Annotated in this window: 23 protein-coding genes and 1 tRNA gene; 17 read left to right on the top strand and 7 right to left on the bottom strand. The window is 57.9% G+C overall.

Features of this window, described 5'->3' with window-relative positions; genetic code table 11:
• Position 1: 1 nt before the first annotated feature.
• Positions 2–1,207, bottom strand: coding sequence for a 1-acyl-sn-glycerol-3-phosphate acyltransferase (locus tag Q668_RS03655; protein WP_022988249.1), 1,206 nt, complete (start codon positions 1,205–1,207; stop codon positions 2–4).
• Between the two features lie 171 nt (positions 1,208–1,378).
• Between Q668_RS03655 and recQ the strand changes: the two genes are divergently transcribed.
• The 5 genes from recQ (at position 1,379) to Q668_RS03630 (ending at position 7,195) form a co-directional block, all read left to right on the top strand.
• Positions 1,379–3,253 carry a DNA helicase RecQ gene (recQ, locus tag Q668_RS03650; RefSeq protein ID WP_022988247.1) on the top strand — a complete coding sequence of 625 codons (1,875 nt, stop codon included), beginning with the start codon at positions 1,379–1,381 and terminating at the stop codon, positions 3,251–3,253.
• Positions 3,254–3,455: 202 nt separating this feature from the next.
• Positions 3,456–4,370: a transporter substrate-binding domain-containing protein gene (locus Q668_RS03645; RefSeq protein WP_022988246.1), complete on the top strand. Its 915-nt coding sequence runs from the start codon at positions 3,456–3,458 to the stop codon at positions 4,368–4,370.
• An 84-nt stretch (positions 4,371–4,454) separates the two neighbouring features.
• The gene (locus tag Q668_RS03640; protein WP_022988245.1) at positions 4,455–5,981 is read left to right on the top strand and encodes a carbon-nitrogen hydrolase family protein; all 1,527 of its coding nucleotides are present in this window, start codon (positions 4,455–4,457) and stop codon (positions 5,979–5,981) included.
• A gap of 154 nt (positions 5,982–6,135) precedes the next feature.
• Entirely contained in the window at positions 6,136–6,534 is a 399-nt protein-coding gene (locus Q668_RS03635) for a hypothetical protein (RefSeq protein WP_022988244.1), read from the top strand.
• A gap of 46 nt (positions 6,535–6,580) precedes the next feature.
• Positions 6,581–7,195 (top strand): helix-hairpin-helix domain-containing protein, encoded by a 615-nt coding sequence (locus Q668_RS03630; protein WP_022988243.1) that lies wholly within the window; start codon positions 6,581–6,583, stop codon positions 7,193–7,195.
• Positions 7,196–7,203: 8 nt separating this feature from the next.
• Here Q668_RS03630 and senB read toward each other — a convergent pair whose 3' ends face one another.
• Positions 7,204–8,175, bottom strand: coding sequence for a selenoneine biosynthesis selenosugar synthase SenB (senB, locus tag Q668_RS03625; protein WP_022988242.1), 972 nt, complete (start codon positions 8,173–8,175; stop codon positions 7,204–7,206).
• Positions 8,176–8,339: 164 nt separating this feature from the next.
• Between senB and Q668_RS03620 the strand changes: the two genes are divergently transcribed.
• The 4 genes from Q668_RS03620 to Q668_RS03605 all read left to right on the top strand — a co-directional run bounded on the left by Q668_RS03620 (position 8,340) and on the right by Q668_RS03605 (position 12,073).
• The gene (locus tag Q668_RS03620) at positions 8,340–9,218 is read left to right on the top strand and encodes a putative selenate ABC transporter substrate-binding protein (protein WP_022988241.1); all 879 of its coding nucleotides are present in this window, start codon (positions 8,340–8,342) and stop codon (positions 9,216–9,218) included.
• Complete coding sequence (locus tag Q668_RS03615; RefSeq protein WP_022988240.1) at positions 9,218–9,868, top strand: ATP-binding cassette domain-containing protein; 651 nt, start codon at positions 9,218–9,220, stop codon at positions 9,866–9,868. The genes Q668_RS03620 and Q668_RS03615 overlap by 1 nt, the downstream gene beginning before the upstream one ends.
• Before the next feature lie 17 nt (positions 9,869–9,885).
• Positions 9,886–11,352, top strand: a complete 1,467-nt coding sequence (locus tag Q668_RS03610; RefSeq protein WP_022988239.1) for a PhnE/PtxC family ABC transporter permease — start codon at positions 9,886–9,888, stop codon at positions 11,350–11,352.
• Positions 11,353–11,494: 142 nt separating this feature from the next.
• A complete protein-coding gene (locus tag Q668_RS03605) occupies positions 11,495–12,073 on the top strand; it encodes a hypothetical protein (RefSeq protein WP_022988238.1) in 579 nt (192 codons plus the stop codon).
• On the opposite strand, the gene Q668_RS03600 is transcribed toward Q668_RS03605, so the two are convergent.
• Together Q668_RS03600 and Q668_RS03595 are read right to left on the bottom strand one after the other, a co-directional pair.
• Positions 12,066–12,362, bottom strand: a complete 297-nt coding sequence (locus tag Q668_RS03600) for a hypothetical protein (protein ID WP_022988237.1) — start codon at positions 12,360–12,362, stop codon at positions 12,066–12,068. The two genes, Q668_RS03605 and Q668_RS03600, sit on opposite strands and share 8 nt — an antisense overlap.
• A gap of 40 nt (positions 12,363–12,402) precedes the next feature.
• Positions 12,403–12,852: a hypothetical protein gene (locus tag Q668_RS03595; protein WP_022988236.1), complete on the bottom strand. Its 450-nt coding sequence runs from the start codon at positions 12,850–12,852 to the stop codon at positions 12,403–12,405.
• A 138-nt stretch (positions 12,853–12,990) separates the two neighbouring features.
• Here Q668_RS03595 and Q668_RS03590 point away from each other — a divergent pair, with 138 nt between their 5' ends.
• The 3 genes from Q668_RS03590 to Q668_RS03580 are packed head-to-tail and all read left to right on the top strand — an operon-like array spanning position 12,991 to position 15,187.
• Positions 12,991–13,911 (top strand): ABC transporter ATP-binding protein, encoded by a 921-nt coding sequence (locus Q668_RS03590; protein ID WP_022988235.1) that lies wholly within the window; start codon positions 12,991–12,993, stop codon positions 13,909–13,911.
• Positions 13,912–13,934: 23 nt separating this feature from the next.
• The gene (locus Q668_RS03585) at positions 13,935–14,696 is read left to right on the top strand and encodes an ABC transporter permease (RefSeq protein WP_022988234.1); all 762 of its coding nucleotides are present in this window, start codon (positions 13,935–13,937) and stop codon (positions 14,694–14,696) included.
• A complete protein-coding gene (locus tag Q668_RS03580; protein ID WP_022988233.1) occupies positions 14,696–15,187 on the top strand; it encodes a DUF192 domain-containing protein in 492 nt (163 codons plus the stop codon). Before Q668_RS03585 ends, Q668_RS03580 begins: the two co-directional genes overlap by 1 nt.
• 11 nt (positions 15,188–15,198) lie before the next feature.
• On the opposite strand, the gene Q668_RS03575 is transcribed toward Q668_RS03580, so the two are convergent.
• Complete coding sequence (locus Q668_RS03575; RefSeq protein ID WP_022988232.1) at positions 15,199–15,990, bottom strand: enoyl-CoA hydratase; 792 nt, start codon at positions 15,988–15,990, stop codon at positions 15,199–15,201.
• 195 nt (positions 15,991–16,185) lie between these two features.
• On the opposite strand from Q668_RS03575, the gene Q668_RS03570 reads away from it, so the two are divergent.
• Positions 16,186–17,787 carry a diguanylate cyclase domain-containing protein gene (locus Q668_RS03570; protein ID WP_022988231.1) on the top strand — a complete coding sequence of 534 codons (1,602 nt, stop codon included), beginning with the start codon at positions 16,186–16,188 and terminating at the stop codon, positions 17,785–17,787.
• 19 nt (positions 17,788–17,806) lie between these two features.
• Here the strand turns inward: Q668_RS03570 and Q668_RS03565 are convergent.
• Positions 17,807–17,893, bottom strand: a tRNA-Leu gene (locus Q668_RS03565).
• Between the two features lie 105 nt (positions 17,894–17,998).
• Positions 17,999–18,622 (bottom strand): class I SAM-dependent methyltransferase, encoded by a 624-nt coding sequence (locus Q668_RS03560; RefSeq protein WP_022988230.1) that lies wholly within the window; start codon positions 18,620–18,622, stop codon positions 17,999–18,001.
• Positions 18,623–18,802: 180 nt separating this feature from the next.
• Here Q668_RS03560 and Q668_RS03555 point away from each other — a divergent pair, with 180 nt between their 5' ends.
• The 4 genes from Q668_RS03555 to cydC are packed head-to-tail and all read left to right on the top strand — an operon-like array spanning position 18,803 to position 24,544.
• The gene (locus tag Q668_RS03555; RefSeq protein WP_022988229.1) at positions 18,803–20,248 is read left to right on the top strand and encodes a cytochrome ubiquinol oxidase subunit I; all 1,446 of its coding nucleotides are present in this window, start codon (positions 18,803–18,805) and stop codon (positions 20,246–20,248) included.
• Positions 20,248–21,249, top strand: coding sequence for a cytochrome d ubiquinol oxidase subunit II (cydB, locus tag Q668_RS03550; RefSeq protein WP_022988228.1), 1,002 nt, complete (start codon positions 20,248–20,250; stop codon positions 21,247–21,249). Before Q668_RS03555 ends, cydB begins: the two co-directional genes overlap by 1 nt.
• A complete protein-coding gene (cydD, locus tag Q668_RS03545; RefSeq protein ID WP_022988227.1) occupies positions 21,250–22,929 on the top strand; it encodes a thiol reductant ABC exporter subunit CydD in 1,680 nt (559 codons plus the stop codon).
• Complete coding sequence (gene cydC / locus Q668_RS03540; RefSeq protein WP_022988226.1) at positions 22,922–24,544, top strand: thiol reductant ABC exporter subunit CydC; 1,623 nt, start codon at positions 22,922–22,924, stop codon at positions 24,542–24,544. Before cydD ends, cydC begins: the two co-directional genes overlap by 8 nt.
• The last annotated feature ends 3 nt before the right edge of the window (positions 24,545–24,547 follow it).

Raw genomic sequence — 24,547 nt, 5'->3', positions numbered from 1 at the left:
GCTATTCTTCGGTTGGCGTCAGCGCCTCGCCGTTGTTATTGGCGGCCAGGGCGTTGACCACCGGATTGGCGTACATATCCAGCAGGTAAGGCCGGATAGCCGGATCACAGGCTTCCAGCCGGCGCTCCATTTCAGCACGGGCCGCATCCAGGTCCGCCGGCGACCAGGTTTCTGCCGTCACCACGCTTTCGCTGACACTGCCCGGTGTTTCCCGGGCTTCCGGGTGAACGCCCCGCATCTGGTAAGCCACCAGGTTGGATGCATGCAGATGGTAATTGGCGTGCATTTCGTGGTCGATGCGGGCGGCCAGGGCTTTCGGATTGTCCGGTGCATCGGCAATAGGCGCACCGAAGTGCACATGAACATGCCCCTTGTAACCGGTCAGGCCTTTTACAATCTGCTCGGAATCTTCCCCTTCGGTTTTCTGGTAACTGCCGGTACGGGACTTCACTTCCAGCTCCCTGGCTTTGTCGGCATCGCAGGGATCGTACTCGTAGGCAATAGACACCGGCACAATATGCAGCCGGTTCATGGCCTCGCCAAAGTCCAGCCCGGATTTTTTCCGGCTCATGTAGAACATCTTGATGATGGCTGGGTCTGTGGCGTCTATACCGTCCTTCGCGCGGCCTTCACGCTGGGCTATCCAGATGCTGTGGTTGGTGTCGATGCTGTGGTTGATAAATCCTGACAACGTCAGGTAGGCATCGCGCATTTCCCGCGGGCTGGTCATGTTACGACGCACCACAAAGCTCTTGTTCAGGCGCATCATCTCTGCAAACACCCGGTTCTGCAGCAGATTGTCGCCAATGGCAATGCGGGTGGTCAGGAAACCGTTCTGGAACAGCAGGTAATTCACCACCATTGGGTCAAACACGATGTCCCTGTGGTTGGAGATAAACAAATGGGCGTTGGTCTTGCTCAGGTTCTCCAGGCCGCTGTGGGTTACCCGGGAGGTGGTGCTTTCAACCAGTTCGCCCACGTACTTTGACAGCTCCGCCTGCAGGTCATCCACCCGGTGGTAGTGGCCGAAGTTGCCAACCAGCCAGCGCCGTACAAACATCCGCAAGACCGCCGGCGCCCACTTCGCCGCCAGGGGGGACTTGAAGCGGCCCACCATGTCGAGGAACTCCCGATCATTAACCAGGCGTTTGATGGCCGGCGCTGTTTCTTCATCCGAATAGGGACGGATTGCGTCAAATTCCTGCATGCAAGCCCTGTTGTTGTTCGAAGCGGTTAATCAAGTGGTTGGAAATTGGCGGTATTCTATCCTGTCTTGGCACTCATTTCCTCCACCGAAATGGCGGGGTTAACCAATCCCGCCGGCGGATCTGTTATCATCCCCGCCCTGAACATTTCCCGCCCACAGGCAAAGACCAGCATGTATCCGGACCAGGATTTTGACCAACTGACCCGCGAACCCCCTTCTGCCACCGGCCGAAGCCCGGAGCAGGTTCTGCACGAGGTATTCGGTTACGAAAGTTTCCGGCCGCTGCAGGGCGATATCGTGCAGGAAGTGGTGGGCGGTGGTGATGCCCTGGTACTGATGCCCACCGGCGGCGGTAAGTCCTTGTGTTATCAGGTGCCGGCCCTGGTTCGACCGGGTACGGCGGTGGTCATCTCGCCGCTGATCGCCCTGATGCAGGACCAGGTGGCCGCCCTGAAACAACTGGGCGTGAGAGCGGCGTTCCTGAACTCCACCATGGATTTCGAGCAGGCCCGGGCCACCGAATATGCCCTGATGACCGGCGAGCTGGACCTGCTTTATTGCGCACCGGAACGGCTGATCCAGCCTCGTACCATTGAACTGCTGCACAACGCGTCGCTGTCGCTGTTTGCCATCGACGAAGCCCACTGTGTCTCCCAGTGGGGCCATGATTTCCGGTCTGACTACCTGCAGCTGAGCATGCTGGCGGAAGAATTTCCCGGCATTCCCCGAATTGCCCTGACCGCAACCGCCGATGAGCGTACCCGAAAGGAAATAGCCGAGCGCCTGTCGCTGACCCAGGCCCGGCACTTCATCAGCGGTTTCGATCGCCCGAACATCCAGTATCGAATCACTCCGAAAACCAATGCTAACAAACAGTTACTGGACTTTATTAAAGCCGAACATGAAAGTGACTGCGGCATTGTTTACTGTCTTTCCCGGAACAAGGTAGACGCCACTGCCAAGCTGCTGGCCAGCAAAGGCTACCTGGCACTGCCCTACCACGCCGGCCTGACTGCCGAGGAACGAGCCAGGAACCAGGAACGCTTTCTGCGCGAAGATGGCGTAATCATTGTGGCGACCATCGCCTTTGGCATGGGCATCGACAAACCGGATGTCAGGTTTGTTGCCCACCTGGACCTTCCCAAGAGCCTGGAAGCCTACTACCAGGAAACCGGCCGGGCCGGTCGTGACGGCAAACCCTCGACGGCCTGGATGGTTTACGGCCTGCAGGATGTCATCAAACTGCGGCAGATGCTGGAAGCGTCCCTGGGTAATGACCAGTTCAAACGTGTCGAGCGGCAGAAACTGGATGCCATGCTGGGCCTGTGTGAAGTCACTCAATGCCGCCGGCAGGTTCTGCTGCGTTACTTCGGCGACACCCTCGAACAGCCCTGCGGCAACTGCGACACCTGCCTGAACCCGCCGGAAACCTGGGATGGCACGGTTGCTGTGCAGAAAGCGCTGTCTTGCGTGTACCGCACGGGCCAGCGCTTTGGCGTTAACTATGTCATTGATGTACTTCGCGGTTCAGAGAACGAACGTATCCTGCAATCCGGCCACCAGGCCATTTCCACCTACGGCATCGGGCAGGATTTATCGGCGACCGAATGGAAGTCGGTATTCCGGCAACTGGTGGCTAACGGATATCTCCGCGCAGATCCGGAAGGCTACGGCGCCCTGCAGCTGACCGAACGCTGTCGCCCCTTGCTGAAAGGTGAGCAGCCTATCCAGCTGCGTAAAGACCCGGTTCAGAAGAAGGGCTCTGGCAGCAAGTCATCTGGCAGTCGCGCCAGCGGGCAGGATATCCGGGACCAGATCACTGACCATGCTGGCTGGGACGCCTTGCGGGCTTGCCGCAAGGAACTGGCAGACAAGCAGGGTGTGCCGCCCTATGTGATCTTCCACGACACCACCCTGTTCGAAATGCTCCAGCGCCGACCTGGCAGCATCGAAGAGCTGGGCGAAATCAGCGGGGTTGGTGCCGCCAAGCTGGAGAAGTACGGCGAAACTTTCCTTCAGGCCATCGCTGAACTGGGCGCTGGCTGATCGGTCAGCGTACCTTCCAGCTCGTCGGTTGATGCCACCCACTGCCCGGTTGCGCCTATAATACTGTCGATCAAAGCCATGAATTTGGTGTCCTGGTTCCGGTTACCGCGAATTTGCGTTGCAAAATTGCCCGTAAAGCAACAACAATGCAAATCAGAACAATACAACGACATTTCACGCATCTTCCAGAAGGAAAGCCGACTTGGGTTGTACTCCCCTTTTCCGCGTCGTTTCTTTCGCGGCCTGCCTGCTGGCAAGCCTGGTACCCGCCGCCCATGTAGTTGCCGAAACAACAGACAACCACCGGGAGCTCACCCTCTGGTACCGCAACTACGATAGCCCGGCAATTCGCAACCTGGTGTTGCTGGCCCTGGATAAAACCCCTGAGTACGGCAGCTATGAACTCCTTCGCAGTTTGGAGGTCAGCCAGGGGCGGGCCTTGCTCGAGCTGACCAAAGGTAACAACCGGATCCTCGATATTGCCAACGTTGCCACCACGGCTGAACGGGAGGACAGCCTGAACCCGATCCCGGTTCCGGTGGATGGCGGCTTGCTGGGTTTTCGGGTTTGCCTGGTCATGCCGGAAAATCTGCCGAAGTTCAAAGATATTTCCAGCCTTGAAGACCTCAAAGCCCGTAAAATCAGTATTGGCCAGGGAACACACTGGCCAGACACCCCGATTCTCGAGGCCAACGGGCTGAGGGTCATCACCAATCCCCGGTTCGAAGTGCTGTTCGGGATGCTGCTGAACCAACGTTTCGACTGCTTTGCGAGGGGAATCAGTGAAGTGCTTTTTGACCTCGAACAGCCTCGCGCCAGTGCCCTGGTGATTGAACCCGATCTTCTGATTGCTTACCCGTTACCTTCTTACCTGTTTGCCGCAAAACACGATCACGACACCGCCCACCGGCTTCAGCTTGGCATTGAGCGCGCCATCAATGATGGCAGTTTTGCGGACTATCTGAACACATACTTCGGCCGCGCGATGAACGAACTTAACCTCAAGCATCGCACCATCATCACCCTCAAGAACCCGTACCTCAGTGATGAATCCAATGGTGTTGGCCGGAAAACGCTGGAAGAGCTGAGCCGGCGTATCAAATACCTGGACCAATAGTCCCGGGCGAAGTATTCAGGAACCTCTGTTAAACTGATGCATCCTGAACCGTGCATCCGCTCGTCAAAAACGGAGAAACTCTGAATGGCCCACGAAGAACTGCACCTGAACCTGCGCAACCTCACCCTCGAGGATTACCCACAGCTCCAGGAACTGATGGACGATGTTTACGACGACATCGGCGGTGCATGGCCAAAAGACACCATCAAGGCGCTGGTGGAGCAATTCCCGGATGGCCAGATCTGTATTGAAGACAATGGCCACCTGGTAGCCGTAGCACTAACCGTAAGCGTTAAGTACGAACGGTTCAGCAACCCCCACGCCTACGACGACCTGATCCTTCGCAACGAAAAGATCTGGCACAACCCCAATGGTGATTCCCTGTACGGGCTGGATGTGTTCATCCACCATGAATATCGCGGCTATCGTCTGGGCCGGCGCTTGTATGAAGCCCGAAAGGAACTGTGTCGCTCCATGAACCTGCGGGCCATCCTGGCCGGCGGCCGCATTCCCAACTACTTCAAGTATTCCGAGCAGTACACACCGGAAGAGTACATCCAGCGGGTAGACCGCAAAGAGATCTACGATCCGATTCTGAGCTTCCAGCTCTCCAATGACTTCCAGGTTACCCGGCTGATGCACAAATACCTGCCGGAAGACGAAAAATCCATGGGCTATGCCACGCTCCTCGAGTGGCGAAACATCCTGTATACCCCGCCCTCTTCAGTACTGGACGTGAAGAAAACCCAGGTGCGTATGGGTGCAGTTCAGTGGCAGATGCGGGAGTTCACCTCGGTTGAGGAAGTGCTCAAGCAGGTAGAGTACTTCGTCGACGCCCTGTCGGACTACAAAAGCGATTTCGCCCTGTTCCCCGAGTTTTTCAACGCCCCGCTGATGGGCCTGACCGACCAGATGGACCAGACCCGCGCCATTCGCTTCCTGGCCGGCTTTACCGAACAGTTCCGTAACGAAATGTCGGAAATGGCCGTCAGCTATAACATCAACATCATCACCGGCTCCATGCCGCTGATCGAGAACGACCGGGTGTACAACGTCTCCTATCTTTGTCATCGCGACGGTCGGGTAGACGAGCAGCGCAAGATTCACATTACCCCACACGAACGCCGGGACTGGGTGATTGAAGGCGGTAATGAGTTCAAGGTATTTGATACCGACGCGGGCCGGGTTGCCATTCTGATTTGCTACGACATCGAGTTCCCGGAACTGGGCCGCATTGCTGCCAGCCAGAACGTCGACATCATCTGCGTGCCCTTCTGGACAGACACCAAGAACGGCTACCTGCGGGTGCGCCATTGTGCCCAGGCCCGGGCTATTGAAAACGAATGCTATGTGGTGATCACCGGCAGCGTGGGTAACTTGCCCAAGGTGGAAAACCTGGACGTTCAGTACGCCCAGTCATCCGTGTTCTCGCCTTCGGACTTCGCCTTCCCCCACGATGCCGTGATGGCCGAAACCACGCCCAATACCGAGATGATCATGTTCTCGGATATGGACCTGGAAAAGCTGAAACTGGTACGTAACGAAGGTTCTGTCACTAATCTTAAAGATCGCCGTGTTGATATGTACGAAATCAAAACCCGTTCACGGTAACGGATCTGGCCCGGAATCACCGGCCAGGGTCTTGAACCATTCCCTGAAAGGGTTACCGTAGACGGCTGACAGCATTGCCATAATTGCTTTCGCCGTCTATTGTTTGATCTATATACACATTCTGATGTACTGAAAAACGCAGAGATACAGGTTAATGAACGACCCACTACCGGATCTGGTTGCCCGCTTCCGTGTTCGCCAGGGACTGTTTCGTAAAGAAACCGTCGAGGCCCGCGTGTACGAGCTGGACAGCTATGGCTGCGTGATGAAAACCGACAAGGTTTTCGAGCCGGGCGATACTCTGGTTCTGGAGCTGGTAATGGATATGCCGTTTGAGGAAATCCGGGCCGAGTGTGTCTCCGGCCTGGTCACCGAAAAGAGAAAGCACTGTAGCAATTTCTTCTATTCGATTGATTTTTCTGACCTTAACACCAAAGACGCATCTCCCCTGTCAGAAAAACTCCGGCGCATTCACGAAGTACTTCTGAAAAAACAAAGCCTCAAATCCCGCCGTGGCCCGGGCCCCGTCGCGAGCATGAGGCAACTGGCCTGATACCCCGTAGTACTTACCAAGCATCCGTCTGCAAGGAGACGTCCCCATGGCAAAGAAAGCCAAACCGAGCGTAGATAAGATCGTCAAGAAGGTGAACAAAGAGTTCGAGAAAACGTCTGCCCAGATCGAGGGGCTGATTAGCGATGCCCTGCAACAGTTCGACCACCTGCAGCACCAGATTCAGGACCCCGTGCGCAAGCTGCTCAAAGACATGGACGAGCTGCGTGACCGGGAAATGAAGCGTTTTAACGAAGAGTTCGAGCGCCGGATGAACGAGTTCCACGAATTGCAGGCCACCCTGCTGGAGCGCGTGGGTATTGCCTCCAAGGAAGCCCGCAAAGCGGCGGACGAAACAGCCAGCAAGGCCAAGTCTGCGGCCAAATCCGCTACGGGCAGCAAGCCGGCTGCAAAGAAGGCGCCTGCCAAAAAGCCTGCCGCCAGGAAAACTGCTACTCCGAAGGCGGCCAAGCCTGCGGACAAGTCTGATCTTACCCGTGTGAAGGGTATCGGACCGGCGACTGCGAAGAAGATGAAAGAAGCCGGTATCACTTCCATCGAGCAGATTGCCAACCCGAGCACCGAAGACAAGCAGAAGCTGGAAGCCTTCAAGAGCATGAAAGGCTACAGCCAGCTGACCGCCGAGGCGAAAAAAGTACTGTAAAACGTACCTTAGCCTCGGATGTTGAGTACCCGCGCCAGAGCCTCGTCCAGGCTCTGGCGTTCTTTTTCGGGGGTGAAGGTTTCAGCGAGCGCCGACACAGCCGCTCTCAGTTTTGCCAGGTACTCCGGTTCCCGCTCTGCCCGGCTCATCAACCGGGCCAGTGCCTTGTCATCCCCAACCGGGAAATAGCCCGGATAATCCTCACCCAACAGCCCCTTGTTGCCCGGAATATCCGACGCCAGAATTGGCAAGCCTGCCCTGCAGGCTTCAGAGACCACATTCGCGCCACCTTCCATCACCGAGCTGATGACCATCACACTGCTCACGGCCATCAGATTTTCCAGGCCCGGCTTATCGAGCTCCCCTAACCAGTGAAAGCGCGGGTTATCCTTGCTTTCTGCCAACGCTTTCTCGCGCCACTCCTCGGTGTGCGGGCGGCCGGCACAATTAACGACAATGCTGGAATCTTCCGGCAGGTGGCGCGCGGCAAGGGCGGCCCGCAGGCTGTCTTTTTCATCACGCAGGTGGCCGATCACACAGATATTGAACTGCCCTGATTCCGGCCGGGAGCCGCCACGCACGGCAGGCTGCGCTGCAGACTGGCGAAGAGTAACCAGTTTGTCGCGGAACGATTCCGGAATGTCCCGGCCTACCAGGTCGTGCAGGCCTATCAGCAAATCCGCCGTGTCCATCGAAACCAAGGTAACCCCGGGATATTCATGCTGGTGATGATAAATATCGGTACCCGTCAGCACGACAATTAATGGCTTGTCCGGATTTTGCTCTCTCCATGCCTCTACCGCATGCGCACTGCGCCAGGCGTGAAGGGCGATCATAAGATCAGCCGTTTCTCCTTCATATTCGGTCAATACCTGGACCTGATGGCCGGATTGCTCCAGCAGTACCTGCCAGCGCAGGGCCGTGGCTCGATTGCCGGCATTGGAGTCCGGGCCGGCAGGAGTGATGATCAGAATATGCATAAAGGGTGTCCGATAAATTTACCGAAATTCTGCACGGGCCAGTGCTCCGGGTAAAGGATTCCTGCGTATACCGGTTCAGACTTTCAGTAATTCACGGTATCCTGAGGCTGCCTTCGGCGCTCGCCGGGCCACCCAAACTCCCCGACACAAAGGAATGAATCAACATGGTCATCAAACATCTACGGAAATGGCTGGTTTCCGGCCTTCTGTCTTTTTCTGCCGTAACTGCCGTACAGGCACAAACCTTCGTGTTTACGGCTATTCCTGATGAAGATGAAACCAAGCTGGTAGAGCGCTTTCGTGGCGTGGCCGATTACCTTTCCGAGCAACTCGATGTAGACGTTCGTTATATCCCGGTGAAATCCTATGCGGCCGCGGTATCCGCCTTCCGCAACAACCAGGTGCAGCTGGCCTGGTTTGGCGGGCTGTCCGGTGTGCAGGCGCGGCGCCTGGTGCCGGGTTCTGAGGCCATCGCCCAGGGCGTGGAAGACGAAGCCTTCGTCACCTACTTCATCGCCAACACCAGCACCGAAATCGAGCCGGCAGACAGCCTGGCGGACCTTGAAGACAACCTGCGTGGCAAAACCTTTACCTTTGGTTCCAAGGGTTCTACCTCCGGCCGCCTGATGCCCGAGTTCCACCTGCGCGATACCTTTGGTGAGGCACCGGAATCTGTATTTTCCCGTGTTGGTTTCAGCGGTAACCATACCCGTACTCTTCGCCTGGTAGAGGCTGGCACCTATGAAGTGGGCGCGCTCAACTTCCAGGTATGGGAAAAAGAGCTGGCAGACGGAAACATTGATACCGATGCCGTTCAGGTTATCTGGAAAACCCCGGCGTACCCGGATTACCAGTGGACCATCCGCGGTGACGTGAACGAGCGGTTCGGTGAAGGTTTCAAAGACAAGGTGACCAAGGCCCTGCTGGAACTGGACGATCCGGCACTGCTTGAAAGCTTCCCCCGTTCCGGCTTTATTCCGGCGTCTAACGATGATTACGAGCCCATTCGCAAGACCGCTGAAAACATCGGAATCCTCGATTGATGTCAGGATTTGATTTTCATGGTCTGACAGCCAGCTTTAACGGAGAGCGGGTGATTGGCCCGCTCTCCCTGCACGTAAATGAAGGCGAGCATGTGGCGCTGGTCGGCAAAAGTGGCGCCGGCAAGTCTACGCTGATCCGTTTGCTTTACGACCGGCTTGAGAGTGAGGCATCCCTGATTCCGCAAGGCCTGGGGTTGGTGAACGCGCTGCCGGTGTTCCATAACGTGTTTATGGGGCAGTTGGACCGACATCCCGGCTGGTATAACGCCCTGACCCTGATTCGCCCGTTCCGTCGCGACCGAGACGCCGTAAAGGCCTTGCTCAAAGAACTGGAAATTCCCGAGAAACAGTGGATACCGGCGGCTGCACTGTCTGGCGGGCAACGCCAGCGGGTGGCCATTGCCCGGGCCATCTACCGGCAGGCCCCTGTGCTGTTGGCGGATGAGCCCATTTCGGCACTGGATGGCCCCATGGCGCACCTGGTCATGGAAACCCTCACCAACCGGTTCTCCACCTCGATTATTGCCTTGCACGATGTGGACATGGCGCTGCGTTACTATAACCGGATCATCGGTATCCAGGACGGCCAGGTAGCGCTGGACGAAGCGGCTTCCTCGCTTGTCGCATCCGACATCATGTCGCTGTATTAACGGGCCAGAACCAGTTTATGTTTTCCTACCCCACCGTCAGAGCCAGTTTCATCTTCCTTGCCATTGCGCTCGGCGGTTTGCTGGTGGCCGATATTGCCATCACCACCGCCAACCCCTGGCAGGATCTTGGCCGGTTCTTTCTGGGCGTAGCTACCCCCAACTTTTTCAGCACCGAAGGCCTGATGACCGCCCTGCTGCGCACGGTGGCGTTCGCCTTCGTGGGTGTAACCATCGGCAGCCTGGCAGGATTTCTGCTGGCGCTGGGTTATCGGTTTCTGCCGGTTCGAATCTTCTGTGCCTTCATCCGTTCGATTCATGAGTTGTTCTGGGCGCTGATCTTCTTACAGTTCTTCGGTTTCCACCCACTGACCGGCGTGCTGGCCATTGCCATCCCGTATTCGGGTATCTTCGCCAAGGTGTACTCGGAGATCTTTGAAGAGTCTGATCCGGAGCCCGGCCGCCTGCTGCCTCCCGGCACCGGTTCGGTGTCAGCCTTTCTGTATGCCCGTATTCCGGATTGCTGGGAACAGATCCGCACCTACACCTCTTACCGCCTGGAATGCGGCCTGCGCTCCTCGGCCATTCTCGGTTTCGTGGGTTTGCCTACGCTGGGGTTCTACCTGGAATCGTCGTTCTCCCAGGGCATGTATTCCGATGCCGGCGCCATGCTGATTCTGTTCTATATCCTGATTGCCACCCTGCCCCTGTGGGTTCGGCCGAAATTGCTGCCGTTCTACATTCTGGCCGCTCCATTCTTTCTGGGAGACGGGTTCCCCATTGTCTGGGGCAATGTGGAGCGGTTCTTCACCGAAGACATCATCCCGGCGCCCCTGCGTAATGGCGAGGGGCTTGCCGGCATCTCTGCCTGGTTCGGGGATGTGATGATCACCGAGGCACTGCCGGGCATCTGGAACACCATTGTCCTTACCCAGATTGCCCTGGTGGCTACGGGCATTATTTCCCTGCTGGCCTTCCCGCTGATTTCCAACCACTTTGGTGGCCCGGTGCGCCGTACCTCCGGCCATGTGTTGCTGGTGATTGCCCGCTCCACGCCGGAATACATCCTGGCTTACATCCTGTTGCAACTCTGGGGGCCGTCCATGCTGCCGGCGGTGGTGGCACTGGCCCTGCACAACGGTGGCATTATCGGCCACCTGATCGGGCGCCAGACCAACACCATTCAGTTGCGCCCGGATGCGCCCACCGGCTTCACCCGGTACAGCTGGGAACTGGTTCCCCGGGTTTACCGGTCGTTCCTGGCGTTTCTGTTCTACCGTTGGGAAATCATCATGCGTGAAACAGCCATCCTGGGCATCCTCGGCATCTACACACTGGGCTTCTATGTCGACAGTGCCATACAGAACATCCGTTTCGACCGGGCCATGGTACTGATACTGATCACAGCCCTGCTGAACATTGGCGTTGATGCACTGGGCCGCTACATCCGCCGGAAACTGGCCCTGCAGACCATGCAAACCTGCTGATCAGCTGAGACCAGCATCACAATTCCCGCAGCTGAAATGCCGGTACCGCCAGAATTGGGAAGCCGGTTACCTTGCCGCTCGTTACATATCGTTACAATGCCTTATCGTTCTAATTTCAGGAATGCGAGGCAAGATACCCTTCATGGTCAACGGACTGGTCACAGTTACTGAACTCGGCTTGCTGGCTCTGGTCGGCATTCTGGCAATCCGGATGGTTGCCCTGTCCCGGGGAGAAGCACTTCAACTGGCAGGTGGTATAGCGGAACCGGAAATATCCGGCCCGGTGGCAACGCGCACGGCGCGTACCGGCAAGCGGGTGAAAATTGCCTCCGCCCATGGCACCGAACTGCGCACCCAGCTGCACATTCTGGCTGGGCTCCAGGAGCGGGATTGTCGGGATAAGGGGCTTTTGCTGGCCGAGGCGCCAGAGGCGGTGCGGATGTACGCAGCCGCCTGGTTGTATGGGGCCGGTTGTGCACTGAGCCGCCAACCGGTGCGCCATTCCGATGCCCTGGCAGTCATGGTGGCACGCATTGTCAGCCGTAAAACAGGCATTCGCCAACCGGAAGCATTGCAGGCTATCAGCACCCTCACCTCCAGTTCCGTGTTACTGGCTTGCTACCGGGCCGGCCTTGAAGGTGCTGAACACTGGCAGCAACATCAGTATGTACCGGCACCCTCCAGCCTTTACGACGCAGCCACCAGCAACGCGTTTATCTGACGGCTTCAACTTCCCAATTACGTCCAAGGTTAATCGCTGTGGTGCCGGTTTCGTCCTCTGCGGGCACTCCGGCGATCACTGGCCGGGTAAACCCGCCGTCGTCAGTGTGCTGCATGGAGTCGACATCCACAGACCGTACCAGCCATGATTTCCCGCCTGCGTTCACACGCGCCCGGTGGGTGAGACCGAAGACAAAACGGCAGTAATCGAGTTTCAGCTGAAGCAAATCCTGTTCTGCCTTGAGAATCTTTCTGAGCAGAACCTTTTGAACACTTTCCCCGTAATCCATCACATTTCCCTGGAGATTGTTGTATTTTCCAGGAATTTAACTACTTCTCCGCACGAAAGACCAGTGTTGACGGCACATTTTCGATTAAATCCTGGCCATCCTGAAAATCGATTCTCCAGATCATTTCACTGCCAGTGGTACAGAACGGCGCGGTAAACCTGGCCCGGTATTCAAGCGATTCCTCCCGTACCAGTGGCACCGGGTACTCGCCCATGTACATGTTTTCGCCCCTTAGTACCGCCAGAAACCGATCTGGCGCTTCCGGCACGGTCACCTGAAGCTGGTACTCCACGCCCTGGTCTCCTTCCGGGCCGGGGGTCAGCTTGACCTGCCACTGGCCTTGATCCGTTTGCCAGCTGCAAGGGCCTGCAAGCAGGTCGCAAGGTGGCTTCTTCTCCTCGTTGCTGGCTTCGTTCAGGTAGTCAGGAGCAAATGCCAGTATCGCTACCGCAGCAATCAGTAAACCCCCTGTTACGATGGCTCGTATCATATCAGCAGCCTCTCATCCCCTTTTTGAAGGGGGCATTATGGGCATAAATGCCGACATGGCAAAGGTTTCTAAACCGCGGCCAGCATGAGAAAATGCCCGGCTTTCTGGCTTGAATCACCCAAGAAACAGGATACCGCTGTGCAACCGGACATCTCCGTAAAGCACCTGAACAAGATCTACGAAGACGGCTTTCAGGCCCTGAAAGACGTTAACCTGGAAATCTACCCGGGAGAGATCTTCGCCCTGCTTGGCCCCAATGGTGCGGGCAAAACCACGATGATTTCCATCATCTGCGGGATAGTGAACAAGAGCAACGGCGAAGTAACCGCTGCCGGCCACGATATCGTTAAAAACTACCGCAAGGCCCGCGAAGCCATCGGCCTGGTACCCCAGGAGTTGAATACCGATTCCTTTGAAACCGTATGGGATGCGGTGTCGTTCAGCCGCGGCCTGTTCGGCAAGGCCCCGAAACCGGCCCACATAGAGAAGGTACTGAAAGACCTCTCCCTGTGGGATAAGCGCAACAACCGCATCATGTCGCTGTCTGGCGGCATGAAACGCCGGGTGATGATTGCCAAGGCCCTGTCCCACGAGCCTCGCATTCTGTTTCTGGACGAGCCCACCGCGGGCGTGGATGTAGAGCTTCGCCGCGACATGTGGGAGATGGTCCGGAAACTCCGCGAGAACGGCACCACCATAATCCTGACCACCCATTACATCGAAGAAGCCGAGGAAATGGCGGACCGCATCGGGGTGATTCGCCAGGGCCAGATTATCCTGGTTGAAGACAAGGACACCCTGATGTCCAAGCTGGGTAAAAAAGAACTGCGCCTGCAGCTGCAGCACAAACTCGACAGGGTGCCAGGCGAACTCACCCTGGAGCCCGTCGAGCTTTCGGAAGACGGCTACGAGCTGATCTACACCTTTGACTCCCAGCAACAGCAAGCCGGCGTCGCCCGCTTACTTCGGACCCTTGGGGATCTGGGCATCGAGTACCGGGACCTGCAAACCCGGGAAAGCTCCCTGGAAGAGATTTTTGTGGGCCTGGTTCACGAATAAGCCGCCCGAACGGAGAGAGCAGAATGAATCTTTACGGTGTAAAAGCCATCTACAAGTTCGAAATGGCGCGCATGAAGCGGACCATCATGCAAAGCGTGCTGTCGCCGGTGATCTCAACCTGCCTGTACTTCGTGGTATTCGGTTCTGCCATCGGCTCCCGCATGGGCGATATCGACGGCATCGACTACGGCGCCTACATCATCCCGGGGCTGCTGATGCTGTCCCTGCTGATGCAGAGCATCTCCAACGCCTCTTTCGGCATCTATATGCCAAAGTTTTCCGGCACCATCTATGAAGTGCTGTCTGCCCCTGTGTCCTATGCCGAGATCGTTCTGGGCTACGTTGGTGCTGCGGCCACCAAGGCGGTTATTCTGGGGCTGATTATCCTGGCGACCGCACGGCTGTTTGTCGACTACTCGGTACTGCATCCCGTGTCGATGCTGGCCTTCCTGGTGCTGACTGCGGTGACCTTCAGCCTGTTCGGGTTCATCATCGGCATCTGGGCCGACGGTTTCGAGAAGTTACAGATCGTGCCCATGATGATCGTAACCCCGCTGGTGTTCCTTGGCGGCACCTTCTATTCCATCGATATGCTGCCCCAGGTCTGGCAGACCATCAGCCTGTTCAATCCGGTGGTGTATTTGATCAGCGGCTTCCGCTGGGCTTTCTATGGCGTATCTGATGTGCACGTGGGCATCAGCGTTGCCATGACCCTGGTATTCCTGGCCATGTGCATGACCACCGTCTGGTGGATCTTCAAAACCGGATACCGGCTGCGTTCGTGATGTTTCGTGTATTGCTGGCAACCTGCGCCCTGGTGGCGCTGGCCGCCTGCGGCGCGGCAGACGCCCGGGACGAACAACCCTTGCCGGTGATTGAGGCCTGTTTTGTAACCGCTGATCGCTCCTACCCGGTCATGCTTGAAGTGGCCAGTGAACCGGAGCAGCGGCGCCGGGGCCTGATGGGCCGGGAACACCTGCAGGACAACGCCGGCATGCTGTTCGAGTACCAACAGCTGCGACCGGCCGACCACGGATTCTGGATGTACCAGACCCTGATCCCCCTCGACATCGCCTATCTAGGTGCACAGGGCGAGATAGTAAGCCTGCGACAAATGCACCCCTGTGCATCCTCCCGCAGCAGCGACTGCCCGGCTTATCCGGCCGGCAAGCCCTTCCTGAGTGCGGTGGAAATGAATGCCGGCTACTTCCATGAACGCGGCATTGGCACCGGTGACCGGCTGGTATGGCCAGCCAACGGTGCCTGCAAGCCCTGAAACAACTCCGGCTATTTGTGCTGCCAGTTCGGATCCCGCTTATCCAGGAACGCTGAAATACCTTCCTGTGCATCTTCAGCTGTCATATTGGTGGCCATCACCCTGGCGGTGTAATCGTAGGCATCGGCCAGGGGCATTTCCAGCTGGCGATAGAACGCCTCTTTACCGATCTTCAGGGTGTGGCCAGATTTACCGGCAATGGTTGCGGCCATGTTGTAGACGGTCTCATCCAGGGCTTCCGGTTCCACTACGCGGTTCACCAGCCCGATATGCTCTGCGGTATCCGCATCAATCATTTCGCCGGTTAACAACATTTCCATAGCATGTTTGCGGGAAACATTGCGCGACAGCGCCACCATCGGCGTGGAGCAGAACAGCCCGATGTTCACACCCGGCGTGGCAAACCGACTGCCCCGCTCCGCTACCGCCAGGTCACAGCTGGCCACCAGCTGGCACCCTGCCGCTGTTGCCACACCGGCTACCCGGGCGATCACCGGCTTCGGCAGGTTCACAACCTGCTGCATCACCTTGCTGCACTGCTGGAACAGGGCCAGCTGAAATTCGTGGCTGTCGAATTTATCCCGCATCTCCCGCAGGTCGTGGCCGGCGCAAAACACATGGCCGGCGGAAGCCAGCACCACTACCCGGCTGCTGTCATCCCGGGCGATTTTCTCAAGGGCTGAAGACAACCCTTCCAGCATGGCCATAGACAGGCTGTTGCGGCGTTCCGGCTGGTTCAGGGTCAGCGTGGTAATACCATTTTCTGTACGGACTCGCACTGGGCGTTCTTGCGCGGCGGACATAATTCAGAACTCCTTGATGGCTATCACCCCAGTATTGCCAACAGCTGCCAGCCTGTCGAACAGACTTTGGGCGTATACAAATAGTTGCAATTTGCGGCTATTACCGAGTATTCGCAGGCAACCCCGACCGGTACGATGAATGCTTAAAACAAGCAAGCCAGAAGCTTGTTAAAACATCGAACAGGTAAACGCAGTATGAAGCAAGTCCGCCACTCACTGGCCTCCAGGTTTGTTCTGTTTCTGGCGGGCCTTCTTGTACTGGCCATGATCGCCCTGCTTCTGATCGAAAGAGTTGTATTCCAGCCGGTACTCATGAAAGCCGAGAACCAGCAAGCCGGCCAGGAACTCGCGCGCATCGAAAATTCGCTGGAGCAGAACCACAATGCGTTGACCGCCCAAACCCGGGACTGGGCGCACTGGGATGACACTTACCAGTTCATCCAGGATGCAAACAGCGACTACGCCACCAGTAACTTCAGCCGGGAGATGTTCGAAGACCTGCACGATCAGGCCATGATCTTCATCAGTGAAGACCAGCAACCAATGTGGATTGCCGGCATTGATCCGGGCACGAACACCTACGTCACCTGCACCTCGGCAACGGGCGACTGCAGCTGGGCGGCACCGCTCATCGCCGAGGTTCAACCGTTTCTGGGCGAGGTAGAAGCAACGGGGCTGCCACTGAACCTTGCCTCCCCGTGGCCTGCACGCGCTGCGATAGCACCCATACTTCAAACCGACAGGACAGGCCCATCCCGGGGCTGGCTTATCAAGCTTCGGCTGATTGACGAACGGCTGACGGATTTGCTCGAGGATCAGACCGGGCTATCGGTGCAGATTTCCACACGTCCAGCCCCGGCCGATACGGAACGGAAAATGGCTCTTCAGCGAGAGCCAGACCTGCTGCATGCCGGCAAGCCCCTGTTAACCCATTCCCGTGGGCCCGAGCTGGTGTTGAGTACTGAAACTCCGAGAGACCGCGTAAAAAGGGCGTCGCGAATTTTTCGCTATTCACTCGCCTGGACGGCCGTTTTGCTGGCCGTTGTGATCGGGGTGGTACTGGCACTGCTGTATGGTCTGGTACTGAAGCCACTGGGCCAGTTCACCCGCTTTGTTACCGGGAAACAGGGCGAGAATTCCCTTGCCCAGCGCGAGAACCTGGCAGACGTACCAGGCAGCCTGTTGCAGCGGAAAGACGAGTTCGGCACCCTCGCTCGCCATGCCCAGAGGTTGATCAGCCAGCAGCGGGAACAGTCAAAAATGTTGCTGGACCTGTCCCAGCACGATCCGCTGACAGGCCTGGCCAATCGCCGACTGTTCGATGCCAGCTTGCAGCAAAGCCTGTCGGATGAACCGGAAAAGCCGACCTCCGTGTTGATGCTGGATATCGACCATTTCAAACTTTATAACGACCGCTATGGCCATCCGGAAGGTGACAGGTGTCTCGCCAGCGTTGCGGAGTGCATGGAGCAAACCGTCAAGCCCCATGGCTTTCTGGTTGCCCGCACCGGCGGTGAGGAATTCAGTGTGCTGATGCCCGAAACAGGGTTGGAACAAGCCAGAACCTGTGCCGAAGAACTCCGTAAAGCCATCGCAGGCCTGAAACTGCCCCACGCAGACTCTCCAGTGAGCGATGTCGTCACCGTGAGTGTCGGTGTTGCCAGTAGTGTAAACGTGGACAATGTTTCCGGCTCCACACTCATGCGCAGCGCAGACCTGGCGTTGTATGAGGCGAAGGATCAAGGCCGGAACCGGGTTGCCTGCTTTGGTGAGGATGCGGCAAACATTTTCGGCTGAAGGGCCGGGGAAATCAGGATGGTGCTCCGGGCCGGAATCGAACCGGCACGACCTTACGGTCGAGAGATTTTAAGTCTCTTGTGTCTACCAATTTCACCACCGGAGCATCGGGGGAAAACTGAAGGCCGGAATTGTATAAGGCCCGGATGGCTAACGCAATTCCGCTTTCAGAATCGCTCAGTAATTAAGCAATTTCCGGCAGGGACTCAGATTATTCGGGCTTGGTTGCCCGGCCCTTGTAGATATAACCGGCAATTTTCGGTGCATTGGGCATATACAGATTCTCCAGCTCCTGGATCTCAAAGCCGGCGTGTTCAATCAATTCCGCAATGTGCCGGTTCAGGTGACAGCCGCCGGCCAGCTTTCGCCAGCTTGGTGTTATCCGGTGCTGCCATTTGCGCGTGGTGTCGTGTGGGGCTTCTCCGTGTTCCAGGAACAGCAGGTCGCCACCGGGCTTGAGTACCCGCTTCATCTGCAGCAAGGCCGTGTGCCAGTCCGGAATGGTGCACAGGGTGAAGGTAAGCAGAACGGTATCAACCGAATTGTCCTGCAGCGGAATCTTCTCACCGGGCAGATCCAGCCATTCAACCCGCACCGGTGACCGGCCCAGGTTCGACAAGGCTTTGCGCCGCATGCCTTCCGATGGCTCCAGCCCGTACACCATTTCCACCTGGTCCTGGTTATAGAATTCCAGGTTAATACCCGAGCCCATTCCCACTTCCAGCACACGGCCGCGAGCCCTTGGCACAAGTTGGCTGCGCAGTTTCATTACCTGGCCCATGGAGCAGGCCTTGTCGATAATGTGGGGAAGAATCCGGTCTTCGTAGAAGCTCATAGGTTCACCGTCATTGTTTTATATCAAGGGTGCGACAAACTGCCCTATTTCTTTCTGCTACAATTCCCGTAGCATCATAATTAACTGCCGGTAATAACAACATAACAAAATCGCCTAAGGCAGCGGCCGGGCGGGTTAGCACCTGTCTGTTGTGATTTGTGAAAGTTACCGGAGGTTCCTGTGGAACTAGATCCCCTCATCCTATCGCGAATCCAGTTCGCGTTTGTCGTGTCATTTCACGCCATTTTCCCGGTATTTACCATCGGGCTTGCATCTTATATAGCCGTTCTGGAAGGCCTTGCCTTCAAAACCCGTAACCCGGTATGGACGAAGCTTTCCGGATTCTGGACAAAGGTCTTCGCCGTTGTCTTCGGGATGGGGGTGGTCTCCGGGATCGTGATGTCGTTCCAGTTCGGTACCAACTGGAGTAACTTCTCCCAGGCTTCTGCCAACTTCCTTGGCCCGATTCTGAGCTATGAGGTTATCACGGCCTTCTTCCTGGAAGCGGCGTTCCTCGGGGTTCTGCTGTTCGGGCGCAACAAGGTTCCTGCGGGCGTTCACCTGTTTGCGGCCATTATGGTTGCCACCGGTACGTTCATTTCCTCGTTCTGGATACTGTCGGCCAACAGCTGGATGCAAACTCCTGCGGGCACCGAGTTGCGTGACGGCGTGTTCCATGTGGTGTCATGGAGCGAAGCCATCTTCAACCCGTCATTCCCCTACCGCTTCATGCACATGGGGCTGGCTTCATTCCTGACCGGCAGCTTTGTGGTGACCGGTGTGAGTGCCTGGTACCTGCTCAAGGGCCGGGAGGTAGAAGCCAACCGCAAGGCGCTGTCCATGTGCCTGTGGCTGCTGCTGTTTATTGCCCCGGCCCAGTTGGTGGTCGGTGACTTCCATGGCCTGAACACACTGGAACACCAGCCTGCGAAAGTGGCTGCGATGGAGGGCAACTGGGAAACCTCTTCCAATGTGCCGCTGTTGCTGTTCGCCATTCCGGACCAGGAAGCACAAACCAACCATTTTGAAATCGGCATTCCCAGCCTGGCCAGCATGATTCTCACCCACGAGTGGGATGGTGTGGTACCTGGCCTGAAGGATGTTCCCAGAGAAGAGCAGCCTCCGGTGGCGATTGTGTTCTGGTCGTTCCGGGTGATGGTTGGCCTGGGCATGCTGATGATCCTGTTCGCGGTAACCGGGCTGGTGCTTCGGGCCGGCGGCCGCTACTACAAGGCCCGCTGGTTCCTGCAGGGGTTGCGTGCCATGAGCATTGCCCCCTTCTTTGCGGTATTGACCGGCTGGTTCGTAACCGAAGTTGGCCGGGCTCCCTGGCTTGTATACGGCATTATGAACCAGGCTGATTCGGTAACACCCTCGCTGACCGGAGGCATGGCGCTGTTCACCCTGATCGGTTACATCGTGGTATACGCAGCGGTGTTCTCTGCCGGTGTTTACTACCTGATGCGGGTGCTGTTTGTTGGCCTGGAAGGCGATGAAGACGATACCGACCATGAAGCCGATCGCCCTGCCCGCCCGCTCTCGGCGGCCCATGTTCCGTTCGAGATCGAATCCGGCAAGGGTTCGGTTAACCACGCAAAACCCGTTAACGAAGGAGGGCAATCCTGATGGAACTGTTTGATCTGGCCCTCATCTGGGCGTTTATTATCGGCTTCGGCATCATCATGTATGTGCTGATGGACGGCTTCGACCTGGGCGTGGGCATTCTCTTTCCCTTCGCCCCCTCTGAAGAAGACCGCGACACCATGATGAACTCGGTGGCACCGGTTTGGGACGGCAACGAAACCTGGCTGGTACTGGGCGGTGCCGGGCTGCTGGCCGCCTTCCCGATGGTGTACACCATCTTCCTGCCTGCGCTCTACATTGGCGTGTTCCTGCTGCTGGCCGGGCTTATTTTCCGGGGTGTGGCGTTCGAATTCCGGTTCAAGGCGCGCACGTCCCGCTACCTGTGGAACTGGTCGTTTGCCGGCGGTTCCACCGTCGCCACCTTCGCCCAGGGGGCGGTGGTTGGTGCCTATATCCAGGGTTTCAACACGGTTGATGGCGTGTATGTGGGTGGCGCGCTGGACTGGCTTACCCCGTTCACTGTATTGACCGGCCTCGGCACTCTGGCAGGCTATGCCCTGCTCGGCTCCACCTGGCTGATCCTGAAAACCGAAGGCCGCCTGCAGGACTGGGCTTACCGGGTAACAACGCCGCTGCTGTTCGCCGTGCTGGCCATCTTCGCCATTATCAGCGTGTGGACACCGTTTGTGGACGACATGGTGCGTGAACGCTGGTTTGACCACATCGGCATCATCTGGATCCTTCCGGCCCTGACGCTGCTGTGCGCCTTCCAGATCTGGCGCTCCGTGCGCAACCGCTTCGAAGGCATGCCCTTCGTGGCTACAATGGGGCTGTTCATCACCACCTATCTGGGGCTTGTGGTCAGCCGCTGGCCCTATATGGTGCCGCCCAACTACACCCTGTGGGATGCAGCGTCTGCCTATGAATCCCAGCTGTTCCTGCTGCTGGGCCTGCTGTTCGTAATTCCCATTGTGCTGGTATACACCGCCTGGACGTACTGGGTATTCCGCGGCAAGGTGCGGGCCGGCGAAGGGTATCACTGAGTGGCAGAACCGGCCCAGGCTGATGTCAAAGGCTGGCTGGCCGGGCTTGCCCGAACCAGCCAGCGCTGGATAAACGCCACAGTAGTCGCCGGTACCCTGGCCGGGCTGGCCACCATCGTGCAGATGGTGTTACTGGCCTGGCTGGTTTATCAGGGGGTAATTGCCGGTGAGCCGGTCTCTGCCCTCACCCCCTGGTTTCTGGTTTTGGTGGGCATGCTCGTTGTGCGGGCAGTTTGCCAGGGCCTGCAAACACGCTTTGCGGCGCGCTGCAGCGAACAGGTACGCCGGCATGCCCGTCGCCAACTGAATGACCACTGGCAAGCTGCCGGCCCCGTAGCTCTGTCGGAAGCCTCTGCCGCTTCCCTGGCCCGGGAATGGCTGGACCACGTGGAAGCCTTGCACGGTTATTTCGCCAGGTTCCTGCCCCAGATGATCCTGGCCACCGTTATCCCCCTGATGATTCTTGCGCTGGTGTTCTGGCTCGACTGGCTGGCCGGCATCTTTCTGTTGTTATCCGCGCCCCTGATCCCTCTGTTCATGGCCCTTGTGGGTATGGGTGCAGAAAAAGTGAACCAGCAGCACTTCGAGACCATCAGCCGGCTGTCCGGGCAGTTTCTGGACAAGGTTCGGGGCCTGACGACCCTGCAACTGTTCGGCCAGACCGCCCAGGCCAGCGATACCCTGTATCAACGCTCGGATCAGTACCGGCGTATCACCATGAAAACCCTGAAGGTGGCGTTTCTGTCGTCGGCGGTACTCGAATTTTTTTCCTCCGTCGCCATTGCCGTCATCGCCATCTACATCGGTTTCGGGTTGCTGGGCTACATCACCTTTGGCCCCAGCGATCAGCTCACCCTGTTCTCCGGCCTGCTGATCCTGCTGCTGGCACCGGAGTTCTTTCAGCCATTACGGACGTTGTCCCAGCATTATCACGACCGGGCCGCCGCCCTGGGCGCCGGAGCAGAGATTCTTGCCCGGCTTCAGGAACCGGTCTCCGGCGCCGGAAATGTCCAGGTACAAACCGAAACTGCCGCTGCGGAGGACACGATCGCCCTGGGCGGCGTATCCCTGCGCTATTCCGATAGCCCTCCAGTGTTTGGTCAGTTGGACATGCAGGTAAAGCGCGGTGAAGTGATCGCGCTCACAGGGCCGTCCGGTGGCGGGAAGTCGTCGTTACTGCACCTGTTAGCCGGGTTTATTCGCCCCAATGCCGGAACAATATCGGTGTTCGGACAATCTGCAGGCTCATCCCCTTTCGGCTGGCTGGGCCAGAAAGGCTTCTGGATTCAAGGTTCCTGGGCGGACAATCTGAGGCTGACCAGCCCTGACGCATCGGATATAGCCATTGAGAATGCCCTGCGCATGGTCGGCCTTGCCGAGTTGCTCGACAGCCGGGAACAGGGCATCAACAGCCGTATCGGCGAAGATGCCCAGGGCTTGTCCGGCGGCCAGGCCCGACGGCTCAGTCTCGCCCGCATTTTTCTGGCGGATCATGAGCTGGTTCTGCTGGATGAGCCGACCGCCGGCCTGGACGCCACCAGCGAAATCTGTGTGCTGGAAGCCCTGCACAAGCTTTCCGAAGCCGGCAAGACCGTGATTTTCTCTACTCATCACCAGGCGCTGCTGGCACTGGCCGACCGGGTTCTGATCGTCTCCGGCGCAGAGGTGCGCAATGCGTGAACTCAGGCCCTGGTTACAGCTGATTCTTCGCCGCCGGGGTCGGCTGGTGGCGGGCGGTGCCCTGCTGCTGGCAACACTGATATCCGGCATTGCCTTGCTGGCCCTGTCCGGATGGTTCCTGACCGAAACCGCCCTGGTGGGCTTGCTGTTTGCGGCGGGCGTTCACGCGTACATCAACCTTTATGTGCCCGGCAGCGGGATTCGATTCTTTGCGGTGTCCAGAACGGTTTCCCGATACCTGGAGCGGCTTTACAACCACAATACGGTGCTGAGCCTGCTTACCGATATTCGTGTAGCGCTGTTCAATCGGCTGGCGCAGGCGGGCAAACGCCAGCGAGGCGATAAAACCGGAGCCCAGTGGTTGTCCCGCCTGACTGCCGATGTAGACGCCCTGGACACCCTGTACCTGCGCCTGATTGCCCCTACCGCACTGGCGGCGCTGGTTACCCTGATGATTGTCGGCCTGGCCTGGCTGCTGTTCAGCGGCACCATTGCGCTGATACTGCTGGGTATTCTGGCAACAGCCTTCGGTATCGCCACCTGGGGGCTGTATGTGCGCACCCGGGCGCTCTCCGGACAGTTAAACCAACGGCAGGAACAACTTCGCGGCCAGGTGATTGAACACCTCGAAGGCTTCGCAGAACTCACCGCCGCCGGCCGTGCGGGCAAACATTCGGGCCGGCTGATGCGCCACGCCTTTGCGCTTTCCCAAAGCCAGGCGGAGGTCGATGCCAGGGTGGGCTGGCACCTCTCGGTAACGGTGTTGCTGGTAAACCTGTCGGCGGTAATTGCCCTGTGGGCCGGCTTTGGCTTGTTTCAACAGGATCTCGTATCCGGGCCGGTTCTGGTGCTGCTGCCCATCGCCCTGCTTGGTCTGGGAGAAGTTTACGGCATGCTGCCTGAAGCCTTTGGAAAGTTTGGTGCAACACTGGCAGCCGCCAGGCGCCTCAATGAAGATGTACAACCCGCAGATGAACAGCCCGGCTTCCTGAAGAAGCCGGCCGGACAGGGCGGAAAAGAAAGCGCGCTGACCGCGAGCGACCTGGCCGTTGGCCACCCGGGGCAGTCTCCGGTTATCACCCACTTCTCGGTAGCGGTTGAACCCGGAGATCGCCTGGGCGTAGTGGGGGTGTCTGGCAGCGGCAAATCATCCCTGGCAGATACCTTTGCCGGTTTGATAGCTCCCGTTGCAGGTTCTCTGGAGTCCCTGCCCTGCACCTACCTGACTCAGACCACGGTTGTGTTCGACGACACTGTCAAAGCCAACCTGTTGCTGGGTAATCCAGAAGCAACAGACGGCGAACTCTGGCATGTACTGGAGCTGGTGGAATTGGCCGAGCGCTTCAGCCGTGAGGTTGCCGGCCTGGATACCTGGCTAGGGAACGGCGGCAGCCGCTTGTCGGGCGGTGAAGCCCGGCGGCTGGTATTGGCCCGGGTACTGATGAGTAATGCACCGCTGGTGATTCTGGATGAACCCTTTACCGGCGTGGATGCCGATACCCGGGGCCGCATAGCCCCCCGGATTGATCAGTGGCTGGACGGGCGCGCAGTGATTTCATTGGGCCACGGGCCGGAGGCATTGCTGCCATCCGGCCACATTCTGCATTTGAACTAGCGG

It is taken from the genome of Marinobacter sp. ES-1 (assembly GCF_000475255.1).
Lineage (GTDB): Bacteria > Pseudomonadota > Gammaproteobacteria > Pseudomonadales > Oleiphilaceae > Marinobacter > Marinobacter vinifirmus.
The sequence above is the reverse complement of the archived record's forward strand: the minus strand, read 5'-3'. Positions and strand labels throughout refer to the sequence as shown.

Coding starts and splice junctions, on each gene's coding strand:
- Q668_RS03655 (WP_022988249.1), bottom strand. CDS start 1,207: ATGCAGGAATTTGACGCAATCCGTCCCTATTCGGATGAAGAAACAGCG.
- recQ (WP_022988247.1), top strand. CDS start 1,379: ATGTATCCGGACCAGGATTTTGACCAACTGACCCGCGAACCCCCTTCT.
- Q668_RS03640 (WP_022988245.1), top strand. CDS start 4,455: ATGGCCCACGAAGAACTGCACCTGAACCTGCGCAACCTCACCCTCGAG.
- Q668_RS03635 (WP_022988244.1), top strand. CDS start 6,136: ATGAACGACCCACTACCGGATCTGGTTGCCCGCTTCCGTGTTCGCCAG.
- Q668_RS03630 (WP_022988243.1), top strand. CDS start 6,581: ATGGCAAAGAAAGCCAAACCGAGCGTAGATAAGATCGTCAAGAAGGTG.
- senB (WP_022988242.1), bottom strand. CDS start 8,175: ATGCATATTCTGATCATCACTCCTGCCGGCCCGGACTCCAATGCCGGC.
- Q668_RS03620 (WP_022988241.1), top strand. CDS start 8,340: ATGGTCATCAAACATCTACGGAAATGGCTGGTTTCCGGCCTTCTGTCT.
- Q668_RS03615 (WP_022988240.1), top strand. CDS start 9,218: ATGTCAGGATTTGATTTTCATGGTCTGACAGCCAGCTTTAACGGAGAG.
- Q668_RS03610 (WP_022988239.1), top strand. CDS start 9,886: ATGTTTTCCTACCCCACCGTCAGAGCCAGTTTCATCTTCCTTGCCATT.
- Q668_RS03605 (WP_022988238.1), top strand. CDS start 11,495: ATGGTCAACGGACTGGTCACAGTTACTGAACTCGGCTTGCTGGCTCTG.
- Q668_RS03600 (WP_022988237.1), bottom strand. CDS start 12,362: ATGGATTACGGGGAAAGTGTTCAAAAGGTTCTGCTCAGAAAGATTCTC.
- Q668_RS03595 (WP_022988236.1), bottom strand. CDS start 12,852: ATGATACGAGCCATCGTAACAGGGGGTTTACTGATTGCTGCGGTAGCG.
- Q668_RS03585 (WP_022988234.1), top strand. CDS start 13,935: ATGAATCTTTACGGTGTAAAAGCCATCTACAAGTTCGAAATGGCGCGC.
- Q668_RS03580 (WP_022988233.1), top strand. CDS start 14,696: ATGTTTCGTGTATTGCTGGCAACCTGCGCCCTGGTGGCGCTGGCCGCC.
- Q668_RS03575 (WP_022988232.1), bottom strand. CDS start 15,990: ATGTCCGCCGCGCAAGAACGCCCAGTGCGAGTCCGTACAGAAAATGGT.
- Q668_RS03570 (WP_022988231.1), top strand. CDS start 16,186: ATGAAGCAAGTCCGCCACTCACTGGCCTCCAGGTTTGTTCTGTTTCTG.
- Q668_RS03560 (WP_022988230.1), bottom strand. CDS start 18,622: ATGAGCTTCTACGAAGACCGGATTCTTCCCCACATTATCGACAAGGCC.
- cydB (WP_022988228.1), top strand. CDS start 20,248: ATGGAACTGTTTGATCTGGCCCTCATCTGGGCGTTTATTATCGGCTTC.
- cydC (WP_022988226.1), top strand. CDS start 22,922: ATGCGTGAACTCAGGCCCTGGTTACAGCTGATTCTTCGCCGCCGGGGT.